The sequence below is a fragment of the Caldicellulosiruptor sp. DIB 104C genome (assembly GCF_028198085.1).
GTDB classification, from domain to species: Bacteria; Bacillota; Thermoanaerobacteria; order Caldicellulosiruptorales; family Caldicellulosiruptoraceae; genus Caldicellulosiruptor; species Caldicellulosiruptor saccharolyticus.
The window spans coordinates 1,724,060-1,747,981 of record NZ_CP116337.1; the positions used below are offsets into that span (position 1 = coordinate 1,724,060).

The window sequence follows — 23,922 nt, forward strand, 5'->3', positions numbered from 1 at the left end:
TTTTTTATTGTATCGGCCAAACAATAGAAATACAGCTTTTGTCTTCCTCAAAAAAGTTTTTTAGCCTATTTTGGCAACTTTCATAGGACACTGAATTTATCTCTTTTACATACTCAAATATATTTATGCCTTTGAAGTAGCTATATATAAACTCAACTGATAGCTTTTCTGGATTGTCAAACTTTCGCAAGTGATTTCCAAGAACAACCTTTTTTGCTCTTTCAAATTCGTTCTTTTCAATACCATTATTCTTCACATTCTCTATGTGCTCTAACACCCTTTGGTACACCTGGTCCGGGTCCTTGCTCTCTCCTCCTATCATGAAAAAGGAGTAATCAGGCTCGCAATTATATTCAAAACCAAAATTCTGATTGATCAATCCTTCTTTGTAAAGCTGCTCATAAAAATCTGTGGACTTTCCAAAGAGTATCTCGGCTAAGATTTGTGTTTCTATATCTTTCATTATCATCTCATACGGTGGAAGGTCGTTTAAATGGTCTTTAAAACCTATATAAAAAATAGGCGTCGAAATAGACAGCTTTACCTCTATCCTCTTTTGATTTACCCTATCGGGTTCTTCAGGATAGATTCTTTCGATCAAGCTCTGATATTCTTTTGTCTTTTCCATTTTTTCAATCATATCAAAAACCTTCTGTGGGTCAACATCACCACATACTACAATAATCATATTGCTTGGATGGTAAAATGTATTGTAACATAGGTAAAGGTCATCTTTTGTAATTTTTTGGATACTATCAAGTGTCCCTGCTATGTCAATCTTAACAGGATGTTCAACGTATAGGGCGTTCAAGAGGTTAAAATACACTCTCCAATTTGGATTGTCCTGATACATTCTTATCTCTTGTGCAATTATACCCTTTTCTTTTTCAACATTTTGGTCTGTAAAATATGGGTTTTGTACAAAATCCAAAAGTATTTCAAAGTTTTCGTAAAAGTTTTGGGTTGAGATGAAATAGTAAACTGTCTCTTTAAATGAAGTAAAGGCATTTGCCATGGCACCAAACTTTGCAAACCTGTCAAATACATTTCCCTCTTGTTCTTCAAACAGTTTATGCTCCAAAAAATGCGCAATTCCATCTGGAACTTCAACTATCTCATTTGTTTTAGGATGAATAAATTTGCTGTCGACAGATCCATATTTTGTAGCATAGCCAGCAAAGGCCTTACTAAAGTTCTTTTTCTTGATAACAAACGCTTTTAGTCCATTTGTATATGAGTTTACATAAACTTCTTCGTGCAAAACGTCATCGTATATTCTCTCCATCTTACATTGCACCTCTGTTTCTCAAGAAATATACTGTATCAACCTCAAATCTGTTAGCAATCTCTTTTACATCTGAAACATTCACATCTTTAAGCATTTCAAAAATCTCTTTTGGCTCAAGCATCTCACCCACTAAAGCCTGATTGAGGTAAAATCCAAGTAGATCTCTTGGACTGTCATAAATAGCCATCAGCGCTGTTTTGTAATAATTTATGGCACTTTCATATTCAACCGTTGTGATCACGCCTTTTTTGATATCCTCAAGCTGCTGTAAAATCAGATTCAAAGCTTTTTCATAGTTTTCAATCTCTATTCCAGAACTTATAACCATGACTGACTTGAATCTATCAACCCTTGAAAATGCATAGTAACAAAGCGAAGCCTTTTCACGCACATTTTCGAATAACTTTGATTTTGGTGACGCACCTAAAACTCCGTTTAACATCAAAAGTTTGTAGTAATCAGTGGACCTTGTGTCAACATTTGTCCTTATACCAATTGAAATCTTGCCTTGGTTTACTTCCATTTCCTCTGTAATATACCTTGTACCAGCAAAAGGAAAATTAATAGAAAAATCATTTTTGATATCTTCTCTTTGATTTTGTCCAAATACTTCTAAGGCCTTAGAAATTGCGTACTCTTCGTTGTAGTCGCCATAAATCATCACATACATAGGCTTTTTCTCAACTACTTCTTTGTACTGCAAAAATAGTTTATCTTTCGTTATGGTCTTCAAATCATCAACATTCCCCTTTTCGTAAAGGGCATAATTTTGTCCTTCAAACATTATTTCTATACACCTGTCAATTGCGTACTGGACCTTGTCGTTGATTCTGCCTTCTATTTCCTGTTTGAGATTGTTCTTTTCTTGTTCTATCACATCTTCTTTAAATCCACCACCATATTCTATTGGTCCATAGATTATGTCATGTAAAAATTGCAAGGACTTCTCATAAAGCTGTTCGCCAGCATATCTGTCATTTAAAAAACTTATTGAAAAGGTAATTGTCTGCAAATCGCCTTTTTTATCCACGTCAATGCTCAGAGTTGCACCATACATATTATCCAAAACCCTGTTTATCTCTTTCATATCCTTGTACTTATTGTTTCCCCTAATCAAAACCATTGGAAATAGCGCATTTAAAGTGTTTTTTTCTTTTTCAAGCCTGTCTATAAATGCTACCACAACTCTGTTTATCTTGAATCTATCGTCGTAAAATGCCATATAAAAATTGTTATTTGAGTCTATCTTCTGCACTTTTCTCATCTCCTCAAAAACTACGTTTAAACCAACAATGTTTTTAATTTTATTTTACCCTTTTTTTGCAAATCCATCAACAAATTTGCCATCTTCACAGCTCAGAAGATATTATCTCTTCAAATTTTAAAAGCAGCTTCCTAAATAGCTCTACGTACTCAAGTTTAATGTTTTGGTAAATCTCGTAAGCCATTTTCTGGTTATATAAGTGTGAAGTCATATTTCTATCTGAAAGCATTTTAAGCCACCTGTCACCGTCTTCTATAATGCCGTTTTGATATGCATACTTTATAACGCCCCGAGGATTGTTAATCTCTAAACCAGTATACTTCAAATATTCCCTCATGAGCTTCCATGAAAGTTCAAAGACAAATTCAAATCTCTGGATTGTCCCGTCCATAATGATGTCCCTATCTGGCTGTATACTTATACCTTCTTCCAATCTTTTTAAAGCACTCTTAAAATCTTCAAACTTCTCTACTATTCTCTCTTTCATATATAACTGCTCCTTCTTTCATAATACTTTCTTTGAGACTTTCTTTTGTAATGCTATTGAACGCAACAACATCAAACAGCAATATTGTATTAACTTCTTCTAATTCATCCTGGATCTTATAAATTGGATTTTCACTCTCCTCTTCAAGCCAAATACATATGTCCACGTCAGAACCTCTTCTATAGTCTCCTCTTGCCCTCGAACCAAAGATACAAGCTTTTATTACTTGCTTGTATTTCTTAAAAATTTCGATAATCTTATCTAAGATTTCTTCCTCAATTCCAAACCTTTTGGTTTCCACCTTCATTCTCACCTTTTCAAAAAATTTAAAAAAGAGGGAGCTTAAATTTTCTCAAGCTCCTCTCTTAAGATTTCATTTACAAGCTGTGGGTTTGCCTTGCCTTTTGTTATCTTCATAACCTGTCCTACCAAAAATCCAAACGCCTTCTCTTTTCCATTCTTGTAGTCTTCTACTGATTTTGGATTGTTTACTATTGCCTGTTTCACAGCTTCTAAAATTACGTTCCTGTCTGTTATCTGAACAAGTCCTTTCTCCTTTACAATGACCTCTGGATCTTTGCCTGTTTCGAACATCTCTTCAAAGACTTGTTTTGCAATAGTATTGGAAATTGTCTTGTTATCAACAAGGTTAATCAAGCTTGCAAGCTGATTTGGCCTAATTTTTATGTTGACAATTTCCTCAGGCTCTAATCCTTTGTCATTTAATATCCTCATAATCTCTCCCATCATCCAGTTGCTTGCAGCCTTTATATTTTGGGTGTATTTTATGCACTCTTCAAAATAGTTTGCTATTGCCTTTGATGATGTAAGAACTCCAGCATCATATTCTGGAAGCCCATACTCTTTTATATACCTTTCCTTTTTCTGGTCAGGAAGTTCAGGGATTCTCTTTCTGATCTCCTCAATCCAGTTGTCGTCTACAATTATAGGTGGAAGGTCAGGCTCCGGAAAGTATCTATAGTCGTGCGCTTCTTCTTTTGTCCTCATTGAAAGGGTTATACCTTTTGCCTCGTCCCATCTTCTTGTCTCTTGTACAACAACACCGCCACTTTCCAAAACCTCTATTTGCCTCTTTGCTTCATACTCAATAGCCCTGACAACAGACCTAAATGAGTTTAAGTTTTTCATCTCGGTCCTTGTTCCAAACTCTTTTGAACCTTTTGGTCTTACAGAAAGATTTACATCTACTCTGAGCGAACCTTCCTGCATCTTGCAGTCAGAAACCCCTGTGTATTGCAAAATTGCCTTTAGCTTTTCAAGGAAAATTCGTGTCTCTTCACTTGAACGTAAATCAGGTTCTGTAACAATCTCAATCAAAGGCACACCACATCTGTTAAAGTCAACAAGACTACCTTCCTCCCATTGGTCATGAAGAAGCTTCCCAGCATCCTCTTCAATGTGAATTCTCTTTATACCTATTCTCTTCTTTTCACCATTAACTTCAATATCTATATAACCATCATAGCAAAGTGGAAGATCATATTGCGAGATCTGATATGCTTTTGGTAGATCAGGATAAAAATAGTTTTTTCTATCCTGTTTGCTATATTTTGCAATCTTGCAGTTTGTTGCAAGCCCTGCCATTATGGCATATTCAACTGCCTTTTTGTTCAAAACAGGAAGAACACCTGGCATACCAGTGCAAATGGGACAGCAGTGGGTATTTGGCTCACCGCCAAACTCTGTGGTGCAGCTGCAAAATATCTTTGATTTTGTTGCAAGCTCTGCATGTACTTCTAAACCTATCACAACCTCATATTCCATCTTCTTTTTTCACCTCTTGATTAATAACTTTTTGTAAAGATTTATAAATTCTTGGGTTTTAGGTTTTTATATCCACTATTTTGTTCATAGGTATATGCAACTCTCAAGATAGTCTCTTCATCAAACGCCTTTCCTATTATTTGAAGACCTATTGGAAGACCATTACTATCAAATCCGCATGGAATAGAAATAGCAGGAAGTCCTGCAATATTTACAGGCACTGTACATATATCAGACATATACATCTCAAGCGGATTTGATACCTTTTCACCAATTTTGAACGCTGTTGTCGGGCTTGTTGGTGTCACAATAACATCATACTTTTGGAAAGCTTCATCAAATGCTCGCTTAATCAATGTTCTTACCTGAAGCCCTTTTTTGTAGTATGCATCATAATACCCCGCAGAAAGTGCATATGTGCCAAGCATAATTCTTCTTTTTACTTCAGCCCCAAACCCTTCAGACCTTGTCTTTTTATATAAATCTATTAGGTCTTCATAGTTTTGTGTTCTGTACCCATATTTGATTCCATCGTACCTTGCAAGGTTTGAACTTGCCTCAGATGATGCAATGATGTAGTATGTTGGGAGCGCATACTCAACAATTGGTATTGAAAACTCTTCATAATCTGCACCCAAAGACTTTAAAAGTTCAAGGGCTTTTTCAACAGCTTTTTTTACTTCATGGTTAATTCCTTTTTCCATATATTCTCTTGGAACTCCAATCTTAAGACCTTTGACATCATTTACAAGAGCCTTTGTAAAGTCAGGAACATCAACTGGTGCTGATGTTGCATCATATGGGTCATGTCCGCAGATGATATTCATAGCTAAAGCACAGTCTTCAACATCTTTTGTCAAAGGCCCTATCTGGTCAAGAGAAGATGCAAAAGCAACAAGCCCAAATCGCGAAACTCTTCCATATGTTGGTTTCATGCCAACAACTCCGCAAAGTGAAGCTGGCTGTCTGATAGACCCACCTGTGTCAGAGCCAAGTGTGAAAAATGCTTCATCTGCCGCAACAGCCGCAGCAGACCCACCTGATGAACCCCCCGGAACTCTTTCCAAATCCCACGGATTTCTTGTTGTGTGGAAAGCAGAGTTTTCTGTTGATGAGCCCATTGCAAACTCGTCCATATTGAGCTTTCCTAAAAGCGTCATATTATTTTCTTTTAGCTTTTTCACAACAGTTGCATCGTAAGGGGGAACAAAGTTGTAAAGGATTTTAGATGCACAGGTTGTTTTTATTCCATTTGTGCAAAGATTATCTTTCAAGGCAATTGGAAGACCGTAAAGCACCCCTACATCTTCGCCTTTTGCTATCTTCTCATCAATCTTCTTTGCATTTTCTAAAGCTTCTTGTTCTGTGATTGTTATATACGACTTTACTTTATCTTCAACCTGTTTAATTCTCTCAAGAACACTTTCAACAACTTCTTGGCACTTGACCTCTTTTTTCTTGATAAGATCAATTGCCTCGTGCGCAGTCAGTCTGTAGAGCATCTTCTGTTTTGCCTCCTTACATATAAAGATTTATTCTACTATTTTTGGGACTTTTATACAAACATCGTCATGAGATGGAGCATTTTTCAAAATCTCTTCACGTGGATATGAAGGTTTTACCTCATCGCTTCTAAAAACATTGTAAAGGTTAAAAACGTGCGCAGTTGGTTCAATCCCTTCAGTATTTAGCTCAGAAAGCTTATTTGCAAATTCAATTATAGCACCAAGCTCTTTTGTCATCTTCTCTATCTCTTCTTCTGTCAAAGTTAGTCTTGCAAGGTTTGCAACATATTCAACATCGTTTCTTGTAATCATGCTTTATCTCATCTCCTTTTGTTTTTAAAGCTTTTTTCTGCTACTCTTTTTTATTTTATAGTAAAAAAATCTCATTATCAAGAAAAATAAGAAGGGTAGAATTATTTATAAAGAACCTAAATTTCTCAATAAATTAAACAGGGGTAGGCATTTAGTTATTTTACCCACCCCAACTATTGATATTGAATCGTTTTATTATTTATTTTTATTAAAGATGGTTTGATATATATAGGTAGCAGTTAACACTGAAAGAAGAAATAAAAGAGATGTGTTTGTATCTTTGAATATAAAGATGGCTATAAACATTAAAACAAAAGTTATTGTTCCTATAACCATTAAAGCAAATTTCCAATCGTTTTGTTTGTTCAATATCGAATCATTCCTTAAGTTTGCAATATTAATTAATTGTTTGACCTCCACTGCATCTTTGCCAATATTTATTTACAGAGGAGTAAGTTACATTAAGTGAATAACCAGAGGACCATCGAGTCCCACATTAGAAATCGAAACAGAAGGTATGAAATATGTTGTTTCCCAATTATGATGAAAGTTCAAAAATATTTTGTTATAACCTCTTTACTTCATTATCCTTATCCTTTTGCTAAAATATAGCTTTTATGTTTTTTCTTGTTCATTTATGATTTTTGCTACAATTAATCTTTTAACCACTTATTCCCTGTAGTTTTCTGTTAAAATTTTATACAACTACTTGCAACTTTGTCAATGCTCAATTTTGCTTTTTTCGTCAAAGTAATTTCATTTTTTGAGTTTAGACCTCGATTAAATTAAAAATTCCCATCTCAATAACTTTTCTGTAGAAGTATAAATATTTTGACGTATTTGGTCCAAAAAATAAAGGACTGCAAAGCGCAGTCCCTCTCCTTATAAAACACCTTTCAAGCATATACTTACCTCACCTTAGCTTGCCATCCTCTTTGTCAAAACCTCGCAAACTCTTTCTTCAATACCAAGTAAGTAGATCTTAAAATTATTTGTTGCAATCACTGTTCTTCTGTCACCTGTCTTGCTGGGATATGCATCTTTAAAATCTGTCCACTTAACAACTCCAAAGTGCTTTTTTGATGGGTCAATTAGGTAAAAACCGTTTTGACAGACATGCAACTTCATTCTACCCTGATACTTTATGTCTGGATGACCTTCAATGTACTCAACATCGAGCGGTTCACAGATGTCGCGCCCAAGCTCTTTTATCTGTTTTGGCACACCTAATCCAAACAGACCCATCTGTGCTCCCCCCTATTCATTTCCTTAATTTTATTATACCATTTTTGAAAATTGTTTAACAACTCAATTTAATTTTAAACAATACTACTCTCAAAAACAAAAAAATAAAGGGGAAAGGCTTTTTTCAGTCCCTTCCCCTTATCTTTTTTCAAAAACTTCCTCTGAATTGTCAAAACTATTATCTAAATAGAGACACAAATACAAGAGTAATTGTTGATATGAGCTTTACAAGAACATGCAAAGATGGACCTGCTGTATCTTTGCAAGGATCTCCAACTGTGTCGCCAACAACTGCTGCCTTGTGCGCATCTGACCTCTTGCCACCGTAGTTGCCAAGCTCAATGTATTTTTTAGCATTGTCCCATGCACCGCCACCGTTGTTGAGGAATAGTGCCAAAATCACACCTGCAATTGTGCCAATCATCAAAAATCCTGCTGCTGCTTCTTTGCCAAGTAGTATTCCAACAAGTATTGGTGCAATTACAACTATCATACCAGGCACCACCATTTCTTTTAAAGCACCCTTTGTAACAATGTCAACGCACTTTGCATAATCTGGCTTTGCTCTTCCTTCCATAATACCAGGTATCTCTTTAAACTGTCTTCTTACTTCCAAGATAACATACTGAGCAGCTCTTCCAACTGCTCTTATTGCAGTTGAGCTGAAGAGGTATACCACCATCGCACCGATAAATGCACCGATGAATACTTCAGGTTTTCCAATATCAACAGAGAACCAAGACTCAAGTGGTCTTCCCAGTATCTTTTTGACCTCATCAAGGTAAGCTGAGAAAAGTAAGAAAGTTGCAAGAGCAGCAGAGCCAATTGCATAACCTTTTGTAAGAGCCTTTGTTGTATTTCCACAAGCATCAAGCCTGTCTGTGACATTCCTTACTTCTTCTGGTGCGCCTGACATCTCAGTGATACCACCGGCATTGTCTGTAATCGGTCCAAATGTGTCCATTGCTAAAATATATGCACAGGTTGAAAGCATACCCATTGTCGCAATAGCTGTGCCATAAAGTCCTCCGGTTGCAAACCCAGGAAGTGCATGCTGACCAAGCTTGTATGCAATATAAATTGCAATTGAGATAAATATAACTGGCAGTGCAGTTGATTCCATACCAACAGACATACCTGTTATGATATTTGTTGCAGGACCAGTTGTTGAAGCTTTTGCTATCTCCTTAACAGGTCTGTAGTGATATGAGGTATAAAAGTCTGTAAGCCATACGAAAATATAGCTCAGTATAATTCCTGTAACTGCAGAACCATATAAAAGCCACCAGTTAACTTTCTGACCATTTGGAAGCTCTCCACTTAACATTGCCTTTACTACAAATATCAAAACAAGCAAGTTCAAAATCGTGGTCACAAAATATCCTTTATTCAAAGCCTTCATTGGATCCTTACTCTCGTCTTTCGTGTTTACAAAGAAAAGTCCAATGACAGAGGAAACAATACCTATCGCACGCGCAACCAGTGGGAATAAAATTCCTTTCCACCCAAATACAGGATATAATGCAACACCAAGTATCATAGCACCAATATTCTCAGCAGCTGTTGACTCAAAAAGGTCAGCACCACGGCCTGCACAGTCTCCTACATTGTCACCAACAAGGTCAGCAACAACAGCCGGGTTTCTTGGGTCATCTTCAGGAATTCCTGCTTCTACTTTACCAACAAGGTCAGCACCAACGTCAGCAGCTTTTGTATAAATTCCGCCGCCCAGCTGAGCAAACAGTGCCACAAACGATGCACCAAATCCAAATCCGACAATTAGCGAAGGTGCTTCTTTTATAAGATTTTCTTTTCCAGAAGCTCCACCGTACAGTAAAAATAGTGTTGCAACACCCAAAAGCGACAGGGCTGTCACAGCCAAACCTGTCACAGCACCGCCACGAAGAGCTATCTGCAAAGCTCTATTTAAACCTTTTCTTGCACCTGCTGCAGCTCTGACGTTAGAGTTCACTGCAATATACATTCCCAAATACCCAGATATTGCTGAGCAGAGTGCACCTGTTATAAAAGCAAAACCTATATGAAAAGCAATCGAAGCGGCCTGTGATGAACCTTTTGAAAGGTTACCAAAATAATTTGCAATTATAATTATAACAGCAACAATCAATGCAAGAATACCAATAGTTTTGTATTGCCTGTTTAAAAATGCCATGGCACCTTCTCTGATTGCACCTGCAATCTCCTGCATCTTTTCATTACCTTTTTCTTGAGAGAAGATAAATTTGACAAGGCCAATGATTACAAGAATTGCAAACACAATTACTCCATAGATTAAAGCTATGTAGGCTCCCACAATAATCCCTCCTTAAAGATAAAATTTTTTGTCAACAATTTGTCGACCTTTAAAAAAGCATACAATATATTTTTATTCTACGCAAAGGTCAAAAAATCCTTCTTTCAGAAAAACAAAAAACCTGCTCAATTTTTCTTAAGCAGGTTTGATAACTTTCATATATTGGAGGCGCCACCCGGATTTGAACCGGGGAATCAGGATTTTGCAGACCCTTGCCTTACCGCTTGGCTATGGCGCCACATTCTTACTATATAAAATTTTGGAGCGGGAAACGGGACTCGAACCCGCGACATCTACCTTGGCAAGGTAGCGCTCTACCACCTGAGCTATTCCCGCTCATTATAATATTTTCTTTGGTGCCTCGGGGCGGAATCGAACCACCGACACGAGGATTTTCAGTCCTCTGCTCTACCAACTGAGCTACCGAGGCATGTCTTAAACTGGCGACCCAGAAGGGACTTGAACCCTCGACCTCCAGCGTGACAGGCTGGCGCTCTAACCGACTGAGCTACTGGGCCATTTTAGATGGTGGGCAGTGCAGGGCTCGAACCTGCGACCCCCTGCTTGTAAGGCAGGTGCTCTCCCAGCTGAGCTAACCGCCCATATTTATTGTTTTTTTTGTCGTCGCCGCATTTAATCAGCGGCGACATGTTTTATTATACTTGACATCTTAGTGTTTTTCAATAGCATTTTTTAGGCAGAATCAAGCTAAATTTTATAATTTTCTTTGATTTTTTTCAAATTTTCTCGTCCAGGCTAAAGATAGCTTAAATTTTCTTATTATTTCGAGCCATATTTAATTTTAAAAGCTTCTTCTCTTGTAAAATAATATTTCTTCTCACAAAAGCTACAGACAATTTCTATCTTCTCATCAGATATCTCATCGTCAGTAAGAAGTGGAATTATACTCTCTACCTTTTGTTTTGAACAATCACATTTGTACTTTGGATAATACTCATCCAAAATCTCATATTCAATGTCTCCAAAAAGTTCTGTTACAATATCAACAATATCATTTTCAGCCAGAATAGAAGAGATATTTGAAAAACTTTTGAGCCTTTCTTCAAGGTTGAGAATAATATCAGGGCGTGTTTCAGGGAGTACTTGGATTATAAATCCCCCAGCTGACCTTACACTCTCGTCCTTGTCTATCAAAACACCAAGTGCAACAGCAGATGGAATCTGCTCTGACAAAGCAAAATAGTGCGTTATATCTTCTGCAATCTCACCTGAGACAAGTTCAATCTGACCAATATATGGTTCTTTTAAGCCTAGGTCTTTTATAACTGTTAGTGTGCCTTCTCCTATTGCACCTTTGACGTTTAGCTTTCCTGCTTCGTTTATCTCTGTGAGCACATTTTTATTTTTTACATAACCTTTGACATTTCCTTTTGAATCAGAAACTGCAACCAAGCCTTTTAAAACTCCTGTGCAAGAAATCTGAATTGAAATTGTGTGCTTTTCACCTTTTAACATAACACCCATCATTGATGCGGCTGTCAAAAGCCTACCTAAGGCCGCTATTGGAATAGGTGGAAGATTATGGATTTTTCTTGCTTCTTCAACTATATCTGTTGACTCCATGATGAAGATTGCAATATTTTTGTCATTTGATAGTGCTCTTAATATTTTTGCCATAAGCAGTATTACCCCCAAAAAACAAAAGTTTAAGATTTTATAGATTTTATTTTATACCAAAAACAAAAAAGCTTCCAGCAAAACTGCCAGAAGCTTATTTTACCTTTCTTACATTCACTGCTTGGTTTCCTCTTTCACTCTTCACAACATCAAATTCGACCATCTGTCCTTCTGCTAAAGTCTTATATCCTTCCATGTTGATGGCTGAAAAATGAACAAAAACATCATCACCATTTTCAGTACTGATAAATCCATAACCCTTCTCAGGGTTGAACCACTTAACTCTTCCACGCATTTTAAAAAAGATCACCTTCTTTTTTTCACATTTAATCATTTACAAATAATATTCTGACTACTTTTAGAAAGTTTTATGCACTAAATCTTTTTGCAAACATAACAAACTTTCGTGCAAAAGCAAGTTTTGCTAGGACTATTGTAGTCATAAATCCTCTTGACAATTACAAACTTGCTTTTCCTTAAAAGCTTTTCAATCTCTCTCTCCGAATAAATGTACTCAATTATCTTATCATGTACAGTTGCTTTTGCATCTGCTATTGAAAAATTAATAGAAATTTTCTTCCGCATTGCTTTAAACTTCCAAGTAAACAATGTCTCATCTACCCGTTTGATTACTTTTTTTCTTTCTCCCAAGTTTTTTAAATATTCCTTCAAATTTATATCAAATATAAACAACCCATTACTTTTTAGCACTCTTCTCACATTCTCGAAGTATTTCAAAAGGCCTTTTTTATCCACATGATTTAAAACATCCATGGTAGAAAGTACCACATCAAATTTATTTCTTGGCACAAAATCCAAAAAGTTTTTATTGTAGAGTCTCACATTAAAAGATGAGTTTGTAATATAAGCAAATTTTATCATCTGCCTTGATATGTCAATACCATAAAGTTTTTTAAAACCTATTTGGGCCAAAGAGCGCAAAATAGAACCTGTTCCACATCCAATATCTAATATTCTTGCTTTCTTTGAAATACCAAACTCAAGAAATGTATTTTTTAAAAATCTAAAAATTAATTTCTTGTTAAAAAAGACATTAGAAAATCTCTTGTAGTACCACGCAATGTTATCATAAGCGCTCATTATTGAAGTTTTACCCTCTCCCCAATCTTCCTCTCCGTGCCATTCAAAAGCCTTTTAATATTTTCTCTGTGGCGGATAATTATGACAACCATTATTATAAGAGCCAAAAACCAGTATTCCCTTGCAAATATCAAAATAACAAGGAAATACAAGATGCTACCTACTATACTTGTCAAAGACACGTATCTTTTTATAACAAGTACAATCAATGCAAGTGCTATTACAACAAGGGTAATAACTGGTGTTGCCACAAGCGCAACACCAATAGATGTTGCAACCGCTTTTCCTCCTCTAAATCCGAAGTACAAGGGCCAATTGTGACCACAGATAACTGCAAAGCCAGCAAGTGTAACACCTAAAACAACGTCATCTGGCATCACAATCTTAGCAAACAAAGTTGCTACAACACCTTTCAAAACATCAATAGTAAATACCAAAATAGCAGGACCTATTCCCATTGTACGAAGAACATTGGTAGTGCCCGGATTCCCGCTCCCGTATTTTCTAATGTCAACTCCATTTAACATCTTACCAATTATAAGAGCTGGCAGTACACTTCCAATCAAATATCCTACTGCAAGCACAATCAAAATCTGAAGTGCTTTCATTAATCCTTTTCCCCTTTCTCTCTTATTAGAAATACTATAGGCACCCCTGTGAAGTCAAATGTCTTTCGAAGATAGTTTTCAATATACCTTTGATATGAAAAGTGAAATAAATCTTTATCATTTACAAATATAGCCATCTTTGGAGGCTTTTCGCCCACTTGTGTCATGTAATAAATTTTAAGCTGTTTTCCTTTGTCACTTGGCGGCTGATATATTGTTGTTGCTTCTGCTAAAACGTCATTTATCTGACCAGTTGTAATCCTCCGTGTGTAGTTGCCATATACATATAAGACCGTCTCTAAAAGTTTTTTGACTCTAAAACCTGTCTTCGCAGAGATGAACAAAACAGGTGCAAATTTGAGAAAACTGAGTTTCTCCTCTATTTGCTTTTTGTATTCATCTGCCGCCTTTTCATCCTTCTCAACTGCATCCCACTTGTTTACAGCAATAATGCATCCTTTTCCTGCCTCATAAGCATATCCAGCTATCTTTGCATCCTGTTCAGACACCGGCTCTGTCCCATCAATAAGTATAATACAAATGTCACTTCTTTCTATTGCAGAAAGAGTTCTGAGCATACTGTAGCGCTCAATATTGTCATAAATCTTGCTCTTTCGCCTAAGACCTGCTGTGTCAATCAAAGTTAGAGGAATACCTTCAAACTCAACATATGAGTCTATCGCATCTCGCGTTGTACCCGGAATATCGCTTACAATAACTCTCTCTTCTCCAAGTATATAGTTTACAAGAGAGGATTTTCCTGTATTTGGCTTTCCTATTATAGCAACCTTTATGGAATCTTCTTCTATTTCATTTATTCCCACTTTATCAAAATAACTAACAACTGCATCTAAAACATCTCCAACACCTGTGCCGTGTTCTGCAGACATAGCAATTGGGTCAGAAAGTCCAAGCTCATAAAACTCATAAATTATGGGCTGCTCTGATATATTGTCAACTTTATTTACTGCAAGGACAATAGGTTTTTTCGAAACTCTTAGCATATTTGCGACTTCTCTGTCTGCGTCAGTAAGACCAGTTTTGCCATCCACCATGAATATTATCACATCAGACATATCAATAGCAAACTGTGCTTGACGTCTCATCTGTTTTAAAATAATATCTTCAGAATAAGGTTCAATACCGCCTGTGTCTATTACATTAAAAGTAATCCCTCTCCACTCTGTCTCGCCCACAATCCTGTCACGTGTAATACCTGGTGTGTCATCAACAATTGCACGCCTCTCACCAATTAGTCTATTGAAAAGTGTAGACTTCCCTACATTTGGTCTTCCAACAATCGCAACAGTTGGCTTCAACCCTTTTCACCACCTTTCAGTAAATAGTAGAGTAGTTTTCTACCATGATTTTCTACAGGATAAACTGGACATTTAAATATTTCTTTCAATTCATCTATATGAACGTCATCTAAAAACTTATTTTCATAGTTAAGAGCACATGAAGAAATCAAAATATAATCACCAATATTAACATTTTGTAGCTGATCAATTATGTCTTTGCCAGTGAGAAGCCCTGCAACTGTAATAGTATGTCCAAAGAAATTGTTCACAATTTTTACAATATCAACTTTCACATTTGGAAATTTTCTGTTAAATACTTTTATTAAATCTTTCATAAAGTCATATGCCGAAACACCTGTTATAAGTGTTACATGCTTCTTAAGATTATAATCTGGTTTTAGTTTCTTTAATGCTCCTAAAAACTGTCTTCTAAACAGTGCAAGCAAACCCACCCCATTTTCTATTTGCCTAAAATCCTCGTAAAACTCACAACCTGGTATATCCTCTTGAGCTTTGATATAAAACTCATCAGATGCAAAAACAAGCTTGGTACCAAATTCTTTTTTAAATTTTCTTTGCCATACTGATATTTGATTCAAGACCTTCTTTGCATCATCTTTAGAAAAAGGCTCCAAAGGATATAATCCTTCACGGTATTTTGTAAGTCCAACTGGTACAACTGCTATAGAGCGAATATTAGGATAAAATTTTGACAAATCAGAGATTGTTCTGTCAAGCTCAAAGCCGTCATTTATTCCTTTCATGAGAACAACCTGGACGTCAAACTCTATATTGTGTTTTGCTAAAAATTCTATCTGGTCCAAAATCAGTGCAGCCCTGGGGTTTTTCAAGATAAATTTTCTTAAGGTTGGGTTTGTTGTATGAACAGAGATTTTCAGAGGACTTAAATGAAATTTAACTATCCTTTCAAAGTCTTTCTCAGTTAAGTTCGTAAGTGTAATATAATTACCACTTAAAATTGAAAGTGCAGTATCATCATCTTTTATATAAAGAGTCTTCCTCATACCTTTTGGAAGCTGGTCAATGAAACAGAATATACACTTGTTTACACACCTTTTAACTTTCTCGTATTTAAACTCTATTCCAAGAGGTTTTAATTTTTTGTTTATAAGCCCGATTTTATAAATTTTCCCATCCCTCAAATACTCAATTGTAAGTTTCTCTTCCTTGGAATAGTACAAGTAGTCAACTATATCATTTATCTCACAACCATTTATTTTTAAAACTATGTCTCCTGGTTTAAAACCACACTTATCTGCCAAACTATTTTGCTGTATATTAGAAATTTTTAACATCTCTTCACCTTTTCAGACTAAAAATTTTAAATCTAAAAACCCTTCTCTTGCCTTTGTAATATATTCCATACAAAACTCATCTCGACCTGAAAGGGCCTCTGCAGCGTAGATTAACTTCATCAAAACATCATCTAACGGGTCAGCGATACAGCTATTTAAGCCAAAATAAATGGCAATGGGCAAAAATGCTCTATTTAACCATCTTCTTTTTGGAAGCCCAAACGACACATTTGAAAGACCGCAGATGATATTTACATTTTCAAATTCTTTTCTAATGAGTTTTATTGTTTCAAGCGCAACATAAACATATCTTTGGTCAACAGACACTGGCTGGAGCATTGGGTCTAAGAATATGTCTTCTTCAAGAATGCCATTATTTGTTAACCTGTCAACAAGCCTTTTTGCAATCTCAACTCTTTTTTCAGGCTCATCAGGTATACCGACATCGTCCATCAAAAGAGCAACTACCTTCATGTTGTACTCTTTGATAATAGGTAGCGCTCTTGACAAAATCCCGTCTTCGTATATTACAGAGTTAAAGATGGCTCTTTCTCCTTTATAAATTTTCATAACCTCTCCTATGACCTCTGGTCTTGGACTGTCAATTGAAAGCGGAGCATCAATCTCCTTTTGAATACTTTCAATCATCTTTTTTAAAACTTCTGTTTCAATATCTACAAAAGCTCCTGCATTTACATCTATATAATGAGCTCCTGCTAAATACTGTTTTTTGGCAAGCTCTACAATGTATTCAAAGCTGCCCTCTTTTATTGCTTCAGCAACATTCTTGACTGTTGAGTTAATCTTCTCACCAATAATTATCATTGTAATTTTAATCCACTCCTTTTTTAAGATATTTTTCAACCTTGTCCAGCTCAAAGCCATTGTAAAGATCAGTAAGTAGAAAGTTTAATCTCTCCAACGCCATAAGAACAATTTCTTCTGAAATCTTGTTTTCCTTTCTAAGACAAATTAGTTCATCAATGTCAGCAATTTTGTAGCTTCCATCTGGAAAAACTATAACATCAACCAGCAAATCCTCTGTTACAATTTTATCGTTGTCTATATGCGTATCTATAATATCACAATAAGTGTATAGCAGTCTATCGTTATAATCAAAAACCTTGCTAATTTTAATACCTTTTTTAAGATACACACAAGAAGCGCCCCATTTGATATCTTCTCTTTTTTTAATAGGAAGCCACTTAGTTATAAGTACATCATCATCCATGTAAACTATCTCATCAGAAGATATATCTATCTCCTCTTCAGGGTAAAATCTTTTTCTAATTAACCTCAAACTGATTACTCCTTTTACATTTGATTTTTTTGAAAATTATTATATAATGTAAAGTAGAGATTTGCAAACAGAATTGAAAAAGGCAAACAAACAAAAGGTCGGGATGTGGCTCAGTTTGGCTAGAGCGCCTGGTTCGGGACCAGGAGGTCGCAGGTTCAAGTCCTGTCATCCCGACCATTTTAATAGCTTTCTTTACAGCTCTTTTGTAATTCATTGTACAACTTTTTCAAAGCTTTTTTCTCAATCCGAGAGACATATGAACGGGATATTCCCAATAAATTAGCAACTTCCATTTGAGTTCTTTCCTTGCCATTTTTAAGTCCATACCGAAGCTCAATTATGTGTTTTTCCCTCCCTTTTAAAATCTTGTCAAGTTTCCTCAATAAATTTTTTATCTGTATCTTCACATCTACTTGGTCATCTATATCATCCTGGTCACTTTGTAAAACATCTATAAGCGTTATTTCATTTCCATCTTTATCACTGCCAATGGGATTTTCAAGCGAAATTTGAGATAAAAACTTTTTGTTTTGGCGAAGATACATCAATATCTCATTTTCAATACATTTTGCTGCATATGTTGAAAGCCTTGTGTTTTTTTCTTGAGAATACGTCTCAATAGCTTTAATAAGGCCAATAGTTCCCACAGAAATAATATCATCTGTTAAATTTGGAAATGACAGGGTATATTTTTTAGCGATATGGGCAACAAGGCGCAGATTCTTTTCAATTAGAATGTTCCTTGCTTCAACGCAGCCTTCCCACATCTTTTTTAAATGCATTTCCTCTTCTTCATCAGAAAGAGGATGGGGGAATGAGTTTGCGTTTTCGATATAAAACATTTTGCATATGCACTCCTAATCAGTAGCCTTTTGGTCGCATACAATTATATGATCATTCCCCCGCTTTGTTGCATGTCCACCAAAAATATTTATTCTTCTACTTTTTTCCTAAGCATTGCAAATTCAACAACTGGTTTGTCAAATTTTATTTTAGTAAGCTGCTGAGCGTGCGGTACAACATCTAAAGGATTGCCTTCCAAGTCGAAAATGTTATCAAGTTTCTGTACAAAATATGTCCCATCTGGCAGCATCACTTCAGCTACATCCCCTCTAAAAAACCTATTTCGCTGTTCAACCACTGCCCAGCCATCTTCTAAAACCTCTTTTACAATGCCAATAAATTCATATTCACGAATATATTTGCTTGAGTCAAATTTATAATCATTGTGTGATGGTTTTCCAAAATAGAAGTTTGTTGTATAGCTTCTGTGTGAGCACTTTGCTATCTCCTCAAGCCACTGGGGATCAACTTCAAAGTGTTCTGGATCTTGTAAGTACCTGTCAATTGCTTTTCTGTATACACTCACGACTGTTCCTACATAGAAGCTGCTCTTCATCCTTCCTTCTATCTTAAAAGCGTCAATTCCTGCTTCTACTAATTTGTCAATATGCTCAACCATGCAAAGGTCTTTTGAGTTGAAGATATATGTGCCATCAACATCTTCAAATACTTCAAAGTACTGACCGGGTCTTTTTTCTTCCATGATATAGTATTTGTATCTGCAAGGGTGTGCACACTCTCCTCTGTTTGCATCCCTGTATGTCATATACGCGCTCAAAAAACACCTTCCTGAATATGAAATGCAAACAGCACCGTGTACAAAAGCCTCAAGCTCAAGGTCATGTGGTATATTTTGGCGAATTTCTTTTATCTCTTCTAAAGAAAGCTCTCTTGCCAATACTATTCTCTTTGCACCAAGTTCATACCAAAATCGGACACTTTCAAAATTGGTAGTATTTGCTTGAGTACTTATGTGAATAGGAATTCCAAGTCTCTTTGCTTTTTTGAATATACCTAAATCTGAAACTATTATTCCATCAAATCCTAAATCTTTTATGCTATCGAAAAACTCATCTACCTTTTTTATATCCTCATTTCTTGCGAAGATATTAGCTGTGAGATACACCTTTTTACCATGCCTGTGGGCAAACTCTATACCTTCTTTCATACTATCGAAGTCAAAATTGCCAGCGTACTTTCTCAGCCCAAATTCTTTGCCACCTATATAAACGCTATCGGCACCATACACTATGGCAACTTTAAGCTTTTCTAAATCCCCAGCCGGCGCAACAAGCTCTGGTCTTTTTATTTTCATCTTTAAAACCCCCATCACTTTTTGATAGCAATCAAAACTCCATCGCTAATTGGCAAAAGTGTCATCACAAACTCTGGGTCATCTTCAATCATCTTTATAAACTTGTTCATCCTCTTTGCAATTGTAATCATTCTTCTTACTAAATACCTTCTTCCAACAACCATACCTTTGAAAAGCACATTGTCACATACAAGCAAACACTCTTTTGACATTTTATCTCTTGTGAGGTTAAAATAGTCAATATACTGGGCTTTGGCAGCATCAAAAAATATCATGTCAAACTCTCCATCTATTGCCTGCAAAACCTCTTCTGCCTCACCGCCTATAATAGTTATCTTATCTTCTGCCAAAAAAGCTCTTACATTCTTTTTTGCCTGCATAACCATGTCAAAGTCCATCTCTATTGAGATTATCTTTGCCTCAGGATATCCTATGTGCATCGAAAGAGTAGAATAGCCAATAGCTGTTCCAATCTCTAATATTCTTTTTGGTTTTCTTAGCATTGTTAGGATTGTAAGAAGTCTTGAAACTTCTCTTGACACAATAGGAACATTATTTTTCTTGGCATATTCTTCAATCTTCAAAAATCTTTCATCAACATTTGTAAGTTTAGATCTTATAAACTGGTTTAGAATCTCTTGCGATATGTCCATCTTTTATTTTTTCCCTTCTTCTATTTGTTTTTGAGCTTTTAAATGGTCTTCAAATGTCTTTGAAAATACATGAGTTCCATCCTTTTTAGCAACAAAAAATAAATAATCTGTCTTTTGAGGACTTAGGGCTGCAAGCAGGCTTTCTTTGCCCGGGTTGCATATCGCAGAAGGTGGAAGTCCTTTGTAAAGGTATGTATTATACGGTGATTTTATCCTGACATCTTCATAAGAAAGAATTTCCTTGTGAATGGGTAAAATGTACTCAACAGTTGCACAGCTTTCTAACTTTATTCCTTGGTTTAGCCTATTTAAAAATACACCTGCAATAACAGGACGCTCAAAATCTTTTTTAGCCTCTTTTTCAACAATTGAAGCAAGGATTATTGTTTGAATATCATCAAGCTGGGTTGTCTTTTTATGTTTTATGCTATTGTAAACCTCTAAAAATCTATTTAACATCCTCTTGATTATATCCTTCTCAGACTCACCAACATATATTTCGTATGTATCAGGATATAAAAACCCTTCAAGCTTATATTTTACACCTTTTGAGGAATATTTAAACTGAAAATCAAAGTTGGAATTGTTTATCTCATCTAAAAATTTCTTTTCATCAACAATTCCCAAACTGCTTAGTCTTTTTGCTATCTGGACGCAAGTAAAACCTTCTGGAATGGTAAATCTTATCGTCTTTTTGAACACAACACCCTTTTTCAAAGCCTCACAAAGTTCTTTATAGCTCATAGATGAAGAAAGCTTGTAATGACCTGCTGCCAGCTTGTAATTGTTAATTTTTACGTAGAGCATGAAAAGATAAGGATTTTTTATTATCCCTTTTTCCTTTAATATCATAGCGACATTTTTTACAGAAGTGTTTTGCGGAATTTCAACATAAACTTCTACAGTTTTGGGTTTTTGAAGCTTTAACAACATTGCAAGCAGCAAAACACTCATTGTAATTATACTGATTATGAAAATACAAACCCTTATATTTTTATTCTTAACTTTCATTTTTCCAAATACCCCATTTTACAAATTATAAAAGCATATCAGTACTGATGCTCATATTATATCACATCTTTAAATGGTAATAAAAAAGAGCCTAAAAAACAGGCTCTTTTTCTTCTTTTTTAGATCTTGCTTCCATCTTTTTTCTCATCTCATGGTTTAATATCTTTTTCCTGAGCCTTAGGCTCTTTGGAGTGACCTCCAAAAGCTCATCCTCTGCTAAAAATTCAATACACTCTTCTAAAGAAAGTTTTACAGGCGGTGTTAGTCTCAAAGCTTCATCAGCTGTTGCTGAGCGCATATTAGTAAGATGTTTTTTCTTGCACACGTTCACAACTATATCTTCTGGTCTTGAACTTTCGCCGACAATCATCCCTTCATAAACCTCTGTGCCTGGTTCAATAAAAAGTCTTCCCCTTTCTTGGGCATTGTAAAGTCCATATGTCACAGCCTCACCTGTCTCAAAGGCAATTAAAGCTCCTCTGTTTCTCTCTGGAATCTCTCCTGCATAAGGCATGTAATCATAAAATACATGGTTCATGATGCCATTTCCTTTTGTGTCTGTTAAAAACTCTGACCTAAAGCCAATCAATCCCCTTGCGGGAATTATAAACTCAAGTCGCATAAATCCATCATTTAGGATTGTCATGTTCTGAAGCTGAGCTCTTCTTGGCCCAAGTTTTTCCATGACAGTGCCCATGAACTCTTCTGGTACATCAATTATCAAATACTCAAAAGGTTCATAAAGCTGCCCATTTACTATTTTTGTTATTACATGCGGTTTTGATACCTGAAATTCATATCCTTCTCTTCTCATAGTCTCAATTAAAATTGCAAGGTGAAGCTCACCCCTGCCAGAGACCTTAAATGAATCCGGAGAGTCTGTCTCCTCTACTTTAAGACCTACATTTCTCTCAAGTTCTCTAAAAAGCCTCTCTCGCAAATGCCTCGATGTAACATATTCTCCTTCTTTTCCTGCAAAAGGTGAATCGTTGGTGGAAAAAATCATAGAGATTGTCGGCTCATCAATCTTTATAAACTCCAACGCCTCTGGATTTTCTGCATCAGCAATAGTCTGACCAATGTTAATTCCATCTATTCCGGCAATTGCAACAATATCCCCAAGCTTTGCCTCATCACATTCTACCCTTTTTAAACCTTCAAATTGATATAGCTTTGTAACTCTTGTCTTTTGCAAAACTCCATCTTGTTTTGTACAAACTGCAACCTGCTGATTGAGTTTTATACTGCCTCTTACAACCTTCCCAATAGCAATTCTTCCGAGATAATTGTCATAGTCAATTGAGGTCACAATCATCTGGAAAGGTGCATCAATTTCACCTGTTGGCGCTGGAATATTGTTTATAATCATCTCAAAAAGTGGTTCTAAATTGTGACTTTCATCTTCCAAATCAAACTTTGCAATGCCTTCCTTTGCTGATGCAAACACATAAGGAAAATCAAGCTGTTCCTCGTCTGCTCCAAGCTCAATAAAAAGGTCTAAGACCTTGTCTAAAACCTCATAAGGCCTTGCAAATGGCCTGTCAATCTTGTTTATAACAACAACTGGTTTTAGCTTAAGTTGAAGCGCTTTTCTTAGTACAAACTTTGTCTGTGGCATTGGTCCTTCATATGCATCCACAATTAGCAAAACACCATCTGCCATAACAAGCGACCTTTCAACTTCACTTCCAAAATCTGCATGACCTGGTGTGTCTATTATATTTATCTTTATGCCCTTGTACATTATGGCAGTGTTCTTTGCCATTATTGTAATTCCCTTTTCCCTTTCAAGCTGGTTAGAATCTAAAACTCTTTCTTCAACTATCTGATTTTCACGAAACACACCACTTTGTTTGAGCATGCTATCTACCAAGGTTGTTTTGCCATGGTCAACATGGGCAATTATAGCTATGTTTCTAATGTCATCTCTTTTAGTTAGCATTTTCAGACCTTTAGTTGCCTCCTTTAAAAATTTGCAGGTAGATTTTTATTTTAAATTAGGTATAAGTAAAAAGTCAATAAGTAAATGACATAACAAATCAAAAGCAGGGGGAGTGAGTAACCCCTGCTCTTAATATGCATCTCTTTTGGTTGTTATTCTTTTGCATTTTAATATTTTATTACAAGGGGAATATTTTTTTTCTCTTATATAACTACTTTTACCTTCAATAACTATATCTTATATCTAACAATCTTTATTTTCGTAAAAATTTATTCTCATATTTTCACAATTCCAGATGCAACGTGTTGGGCAATTAATTCCTTTTCATAATAAATATCAGTTTTTTCCAATATTCCTGTTGCTTTAATTTCAAATATCGTTTTATATTTTAATAATTCTTTTTCCTATCGCTTGCTTAAATTCCTCATCCTCATTTATCTTGTATTCTAATTCCCTAAAGCTGTTTATCTTGTTTTTAACTTTGTAAACAAAACAAGCTATTATGTGACTTAGCTTAAATTTCTTTGGTCTTCCTCTCCTGCTACTTCTTATCTTTAATCCCAAGGCTTTTATTACTTTCTCAATTGTCATAAGGATCTTTAAAAATTTTTGTTTTTGTGTTTTAATAAAATTAGTCATTGCCATCCTCCTTGTTGTGTGTTTTTTTGCCTTCTTACTATAATTTTACCTCAAG

22 protein-coding genes, 6 tRNA genes and 1 pseudogene are annotated in these 23,922 nt (G+C 35.7%); 1 reads left to right on the top strand and 28 read right to left on the bottom strand.

Features of this window, described 5'->3' with window-relative positions; all coding sequences use genetic code 11:
- Positions 1 to 4: 4 nt before the first annotated feature.
- The 22 genes from yfmH to PGC14_RS08755 all read right to left on the bottom strand — a co-directional run bounded on the left by yfmH (position 5) and on the right by PGC14_RS08755 (position 17,464).
- Positions 5 to 1,285, bottom strand: a complete 1,281-nt coding sequence (yfmH, locus tag PGC14_RS08650; RefSeq protein WP_271628683.1) for an EF-P 5-aminopentanol modification-associated protein YfmH — start codon at positions 1,283 to 1,285, stop codon at positions 5 to 7.
- Position 1,286: 1 nt separating this feature from the next.
- Positions 1,287 to 2,543 (bottom strand): EF-P 5-aminopentanol modification-associated protein YfmF, encoded by a 1,257-nt coding sequence (gene yfmF / locus PGC14_RS08655; protein WP_422653025.1) that lies wholly within the window; start codon positions 2,541 to 2,543, stop codon positions 1,287 to 1,289.
- Positions 2,544 to 2,637: 94 nt separating this feature from the next.
- Entirely contained in the window at positions 2,638 to 3,039 is a 402-nt protein-coding gene (locus PGC14_RS08660; protein ID WP_271628685.1) for a nucleotidyltransferase substrate binding protein, read from the bottom strand.
- Positions 3,011 to 3,346, bottom strand: a complete 336-nt coding sequence (locus PGC14_RS08665) for a nucleotidyltransferase domain-containing protein (RefSeq protein ID WP_271628686.1) — start codon at positions 3,344 to 3,346, stop codon at positions 3,011 to 3,013. Before PGC14_RS08665 ends, PGC14_RS08660 begins: the two co-directional genes overlap by 29 nt.
- A gap of 35 nt (positions 3,347 to 3,381) precedes the next feature.
- Positions 3,382 to 4,824 (bottom strand): Asp-tRNA(Asn)/Glu-tRNA(Gln) amidotransferase subunit GatB, encoded by a 1,443-nt coding sequence (gene gatB, locus PGC14_RS08670; protein ID WP_271628687.1) that lies wholly within the window; start codon positions 4,822 to 4,824, stop codon positions 3,382 to 3,384.
- Between the two features lie 41 nt (positions 4,825 to 4,865).
- Positions 4,866 to 6,326, bottom strand: coding sequence for an Asp-tRNA(Asn)/Glu-tRNA(Gln) amidotransferase subunit GatA (gene gatA / locus PGC14_RS08675; RefSeq protein ID WP_271628688.1), 1,461 nt, complete (start codon positions 6,324 to 6,326; stop codon positions 4,866 to 4,868).
- A 30-nt stretch (positions 6,327 to 6,356) separates the two neighbouring features.
- Positions 6,357 to 6,641 carry an Asp-tRNA(Asn)/Glu-tRNA(Gln) amidotransferase subunit GatC gene (gatC, locus tag PGC14_RS08680; RefSeq protein WP_013403791.1) on the bottom strand — a complete coding sequence of 95 codons (285 nt, stop codon included), beginning with the start codon at positions 6,639 to 6,641 and terminating at the stop codon, positions 6,357 to 6,359.
- Positions 6,642 to 7,559: 918 nt separating this feature from the next.
- Positions 7,560 to 7,886: a hypothetical protein gene (locus PGC14_RS08685; protein ID WP_015907310.1), complete on the bottom strand. Its 327-nt coding sequence runs from the start codon at positions 7,884 to 7,886 to the stop codon at positions 7,560 to 7,562.
- A 178-nt stretch (positions 7,887 to 8,064) separates the two neighbouring features.
- On the bottom strand, positions 8,065 to 10,200 hold the full coding sequence (locus PGC14_RS08690) for a sodium-translocating pyrophosphatase (protein ID WP_039765347.1): 2,136 nt from the start codon (positions 10,198 to 10,200) through the stop codon (positions 8,065 to 8,067).
- Positions 10,201 to 10,363: 163 nt separating this feature from the next.
- Positions 10,364 to 10,438: transfer RNA gene (locus tag PGC14_RS08695), tRNA-Cys, on the bottom strand.
- 22 nt (positions 10,439 to 10,460) lie between these two features.
- A tRNA-Gly gene (locus PGC14_RS08700) sits at positions 10,461 to 10,536 on the bottom strand.
- A gap of 18 nt (positions 10,537 to 10,554) precedes the next feature.
- Positions 10,555 to 10,630 (bottom strand) — tRNA-Phe (locus PGC14_RS08705).
- An 11-nt stretch (positions 10,631 to 10,641) separates the two neighbouring features.
- A tRNA-Asp gene (locus PGC14_RS08710) sits at positions 10,642 to 10,718 on the bottom strand.
- 8 nt (positions 10,719 to 10,726) lie between these two features.
- Positions 10,727 to 10,802, bottom strand: a tRNA-Val gene (locus PGC14_RS08715).
- 178 nt (positions 10,803 to 10,980) lie between these two features.
- Positions 10,981 to 11,838: an Hsp33 family molecular chaperone HslO gene (gene hslO / locus PGC14_RS08720; RefSeq protein WP_271628689.1), complete on the bottom strand. Its 858-nt coding sequence runs from the start codon at positions 11,836 to 11,838 to the stop codon at positions 10,981 to 10,983.
- 94 nt (positions 11,839 to 11,932) lie between these two features.
- Positions 11,933 to 12,133 carry a cold shock domain-containing protein gene (locus PGC14_RS08725; protein ID WP_011916463.1) on the bottom strand — a complete coding sequence of 67 codons (201 nt, stop codon included), beginning with the start codon at positions 12,131 to 12,133 and terminating at the stop codon, positions 11,933 to 11,935.
- A gap of 80 nt (positions 12,134 to 12,213) precedes the next feature.
- The gene (locus PGC14_RS08730) at positions 12,214 to 12,939 is read right to left on the bottom strand and encodes a class I SAM-dependent methyltransferase (protein WP_271628690.1); all 726 of its coding nucleotides are present in this window, start codon (positions 12,937 to 12,939) and stop codon (positions 12,214 to 12,216) included.
- Positions 12,939 to 13,547 carry a glycerol-3-phosphate 1-O-acyltransferase PlsY gene (gene plsY / locus PGC14_RS08735; RefSeq protein ID WP_039765357.1) on the bottom strand — a complete coding sequence of 203 codons (609 nt, stop codon included), beginning with the start codon at positions 13,545 to 13,547 and terminating at the stop codon, positions 12,939 to 12,941. Before plsY ends, PGC14_RS08730 begins: the two co-directional genes overlap by 1 nt.
- A complete protein-coding gene (der, locus tag PGC14_RS08740; protein WP_271628691.1) occupies positions 13,547 to 14,866 on the bottom strand; it encodes a ribosome biogenesis GTPase Der in 1,320 nt (439 codons plus the stop codon). The genes plsY and der overlap by 1 nt, the downstream gene beginning before the upstream one ends.
- Positions 14,863 to 16,164: a DUF512 domain-containing protein gene (locus PGC14_RS08745; protein WP_271628692.1), complete on the bottom strand. Its 1,302-nt coding sequence runs from the start codon at positions 16,162 to 16,164 to the stop codon at positions 14,863 to 14,865. Before PGC14_RS08745 ends, der begins: the two co-directional genes overlap by 4 nt.
- A 12-nt stretch (positions 16,165 to 16,176) precedes the next feature.
- Positions 16,177 to 16,989, bottom strand: a complete 813-nt coding sequence (locus PGC14_RS08750) for a dihydropteroate synthase (RefSeq protein ID WP_271628693.1) — start codon at positions 16,987 to 16,989, stop codon at positions 16,177 to 16,179.
- Between the two features lie 7 nt (positions 16,990 to 16,996).
- A complete protein-coding gene (locus PGC14_RS08755) occupies positions 16,997 to 17,464 on the bottom strand; it encodes a DUF402 domain-containing protein (RefSeq protein ID WP_271628694.1) in 468 nt (155 codons plus the stop codon).
- 99 nt (positions 17,465 to 17,563) lie between these two features.
- Between PGC14_RS08755 and PGC14_RS08760 the strand changes: the two genes are divergently transcribed.
- Positions 17,564 to 17,641: transfer RNA gene (locus PGC14_RS08760), tRNA-Pro, on the top strand.
- A 2-nt stretch (positions 17,642 to 17,643) separates the two neighbouring features.
- On the opposite strand, the gene sigK is transcribed toward PGC14_RS08760, so the two are convergent.
- From sigK to PGC14_RS08790, 6 genes and pseudogenes are all read right to left on the bottom strand, one after another.
- Positions 17,644 to 18,306 (bottom strand): RNA polymerase sporulation sigma factor SigK, encoded by a 663-nt coding sequence (sigK, locus tag PGC14_RS08765; RefSeq protein WP_039765368.1) that lies wholly within the window; start codon positions 18,304 to 18,306, stop codon positions 17,644 to 17,646.
- An 89-nt stretch (positions 18,307 to 18,395) separates the two neighbouring features.
- Positions 18,396 to 19,622, bottom strand: a complete 1,227-nt coding sequence (locus PGC14_RS08770; protein ID WP_271628695.1) for a peptidase U32 family protein — start codon at positions 19,620 to 19,622, stop codon at positions 18,396 to 18,398.
- Positions 19,623 to 19,636: 14 nt separating this feature from the next.
- Positions 19,637 to 20,275: an O-methyltransferase gene (locus PGC14_RS08775; protein ID WP_271628696.1), complete on the bottom strand. Its 639-nt coding sequence runs from the start codon at positions 20,273 to 20,275 to the stop codon at positions 19,637 to 19,639.
- Positions 20,276 to 20,278: 3 nt separating this feature from the next.
- Positions 20,279 to 21,286, bottom strand: a complete 1,008-nt coding sequence (gene mltG, locus PGC14_RS08780; RefSeq protein ID WP_271628697.1) for an endolytic transglycosylase MltG — start codon at positions 21,284 to 21,286, stop codon at positions 20,279 to 20,281.
- 91 nt (positions 21,287 to 21,377) lie between these two features.
- Positions 21,378 to 23,228: a translational GTPase TypA gene (gene typA, locus PGC14_RS08785; RefSeq protein ID WP_271628698.1), complete on the bottom strand. Its 1,851-nt coding sequence runs from the start codon at positions 23,226 to 23,228 to the stop codon at positions 21,378 to 21,380.
- Positions 23,229 to 23,630: 402 nt separating this feature from the next.
- Positions 23,631 to 23,867, bottom strand: a pseudogene (locus PGC14_RS08790) (ISNCY family transposase); the annotation flags it as partial.
- Positions 23,868 to 23,922 lie beyond the last annotated feature (55 nt).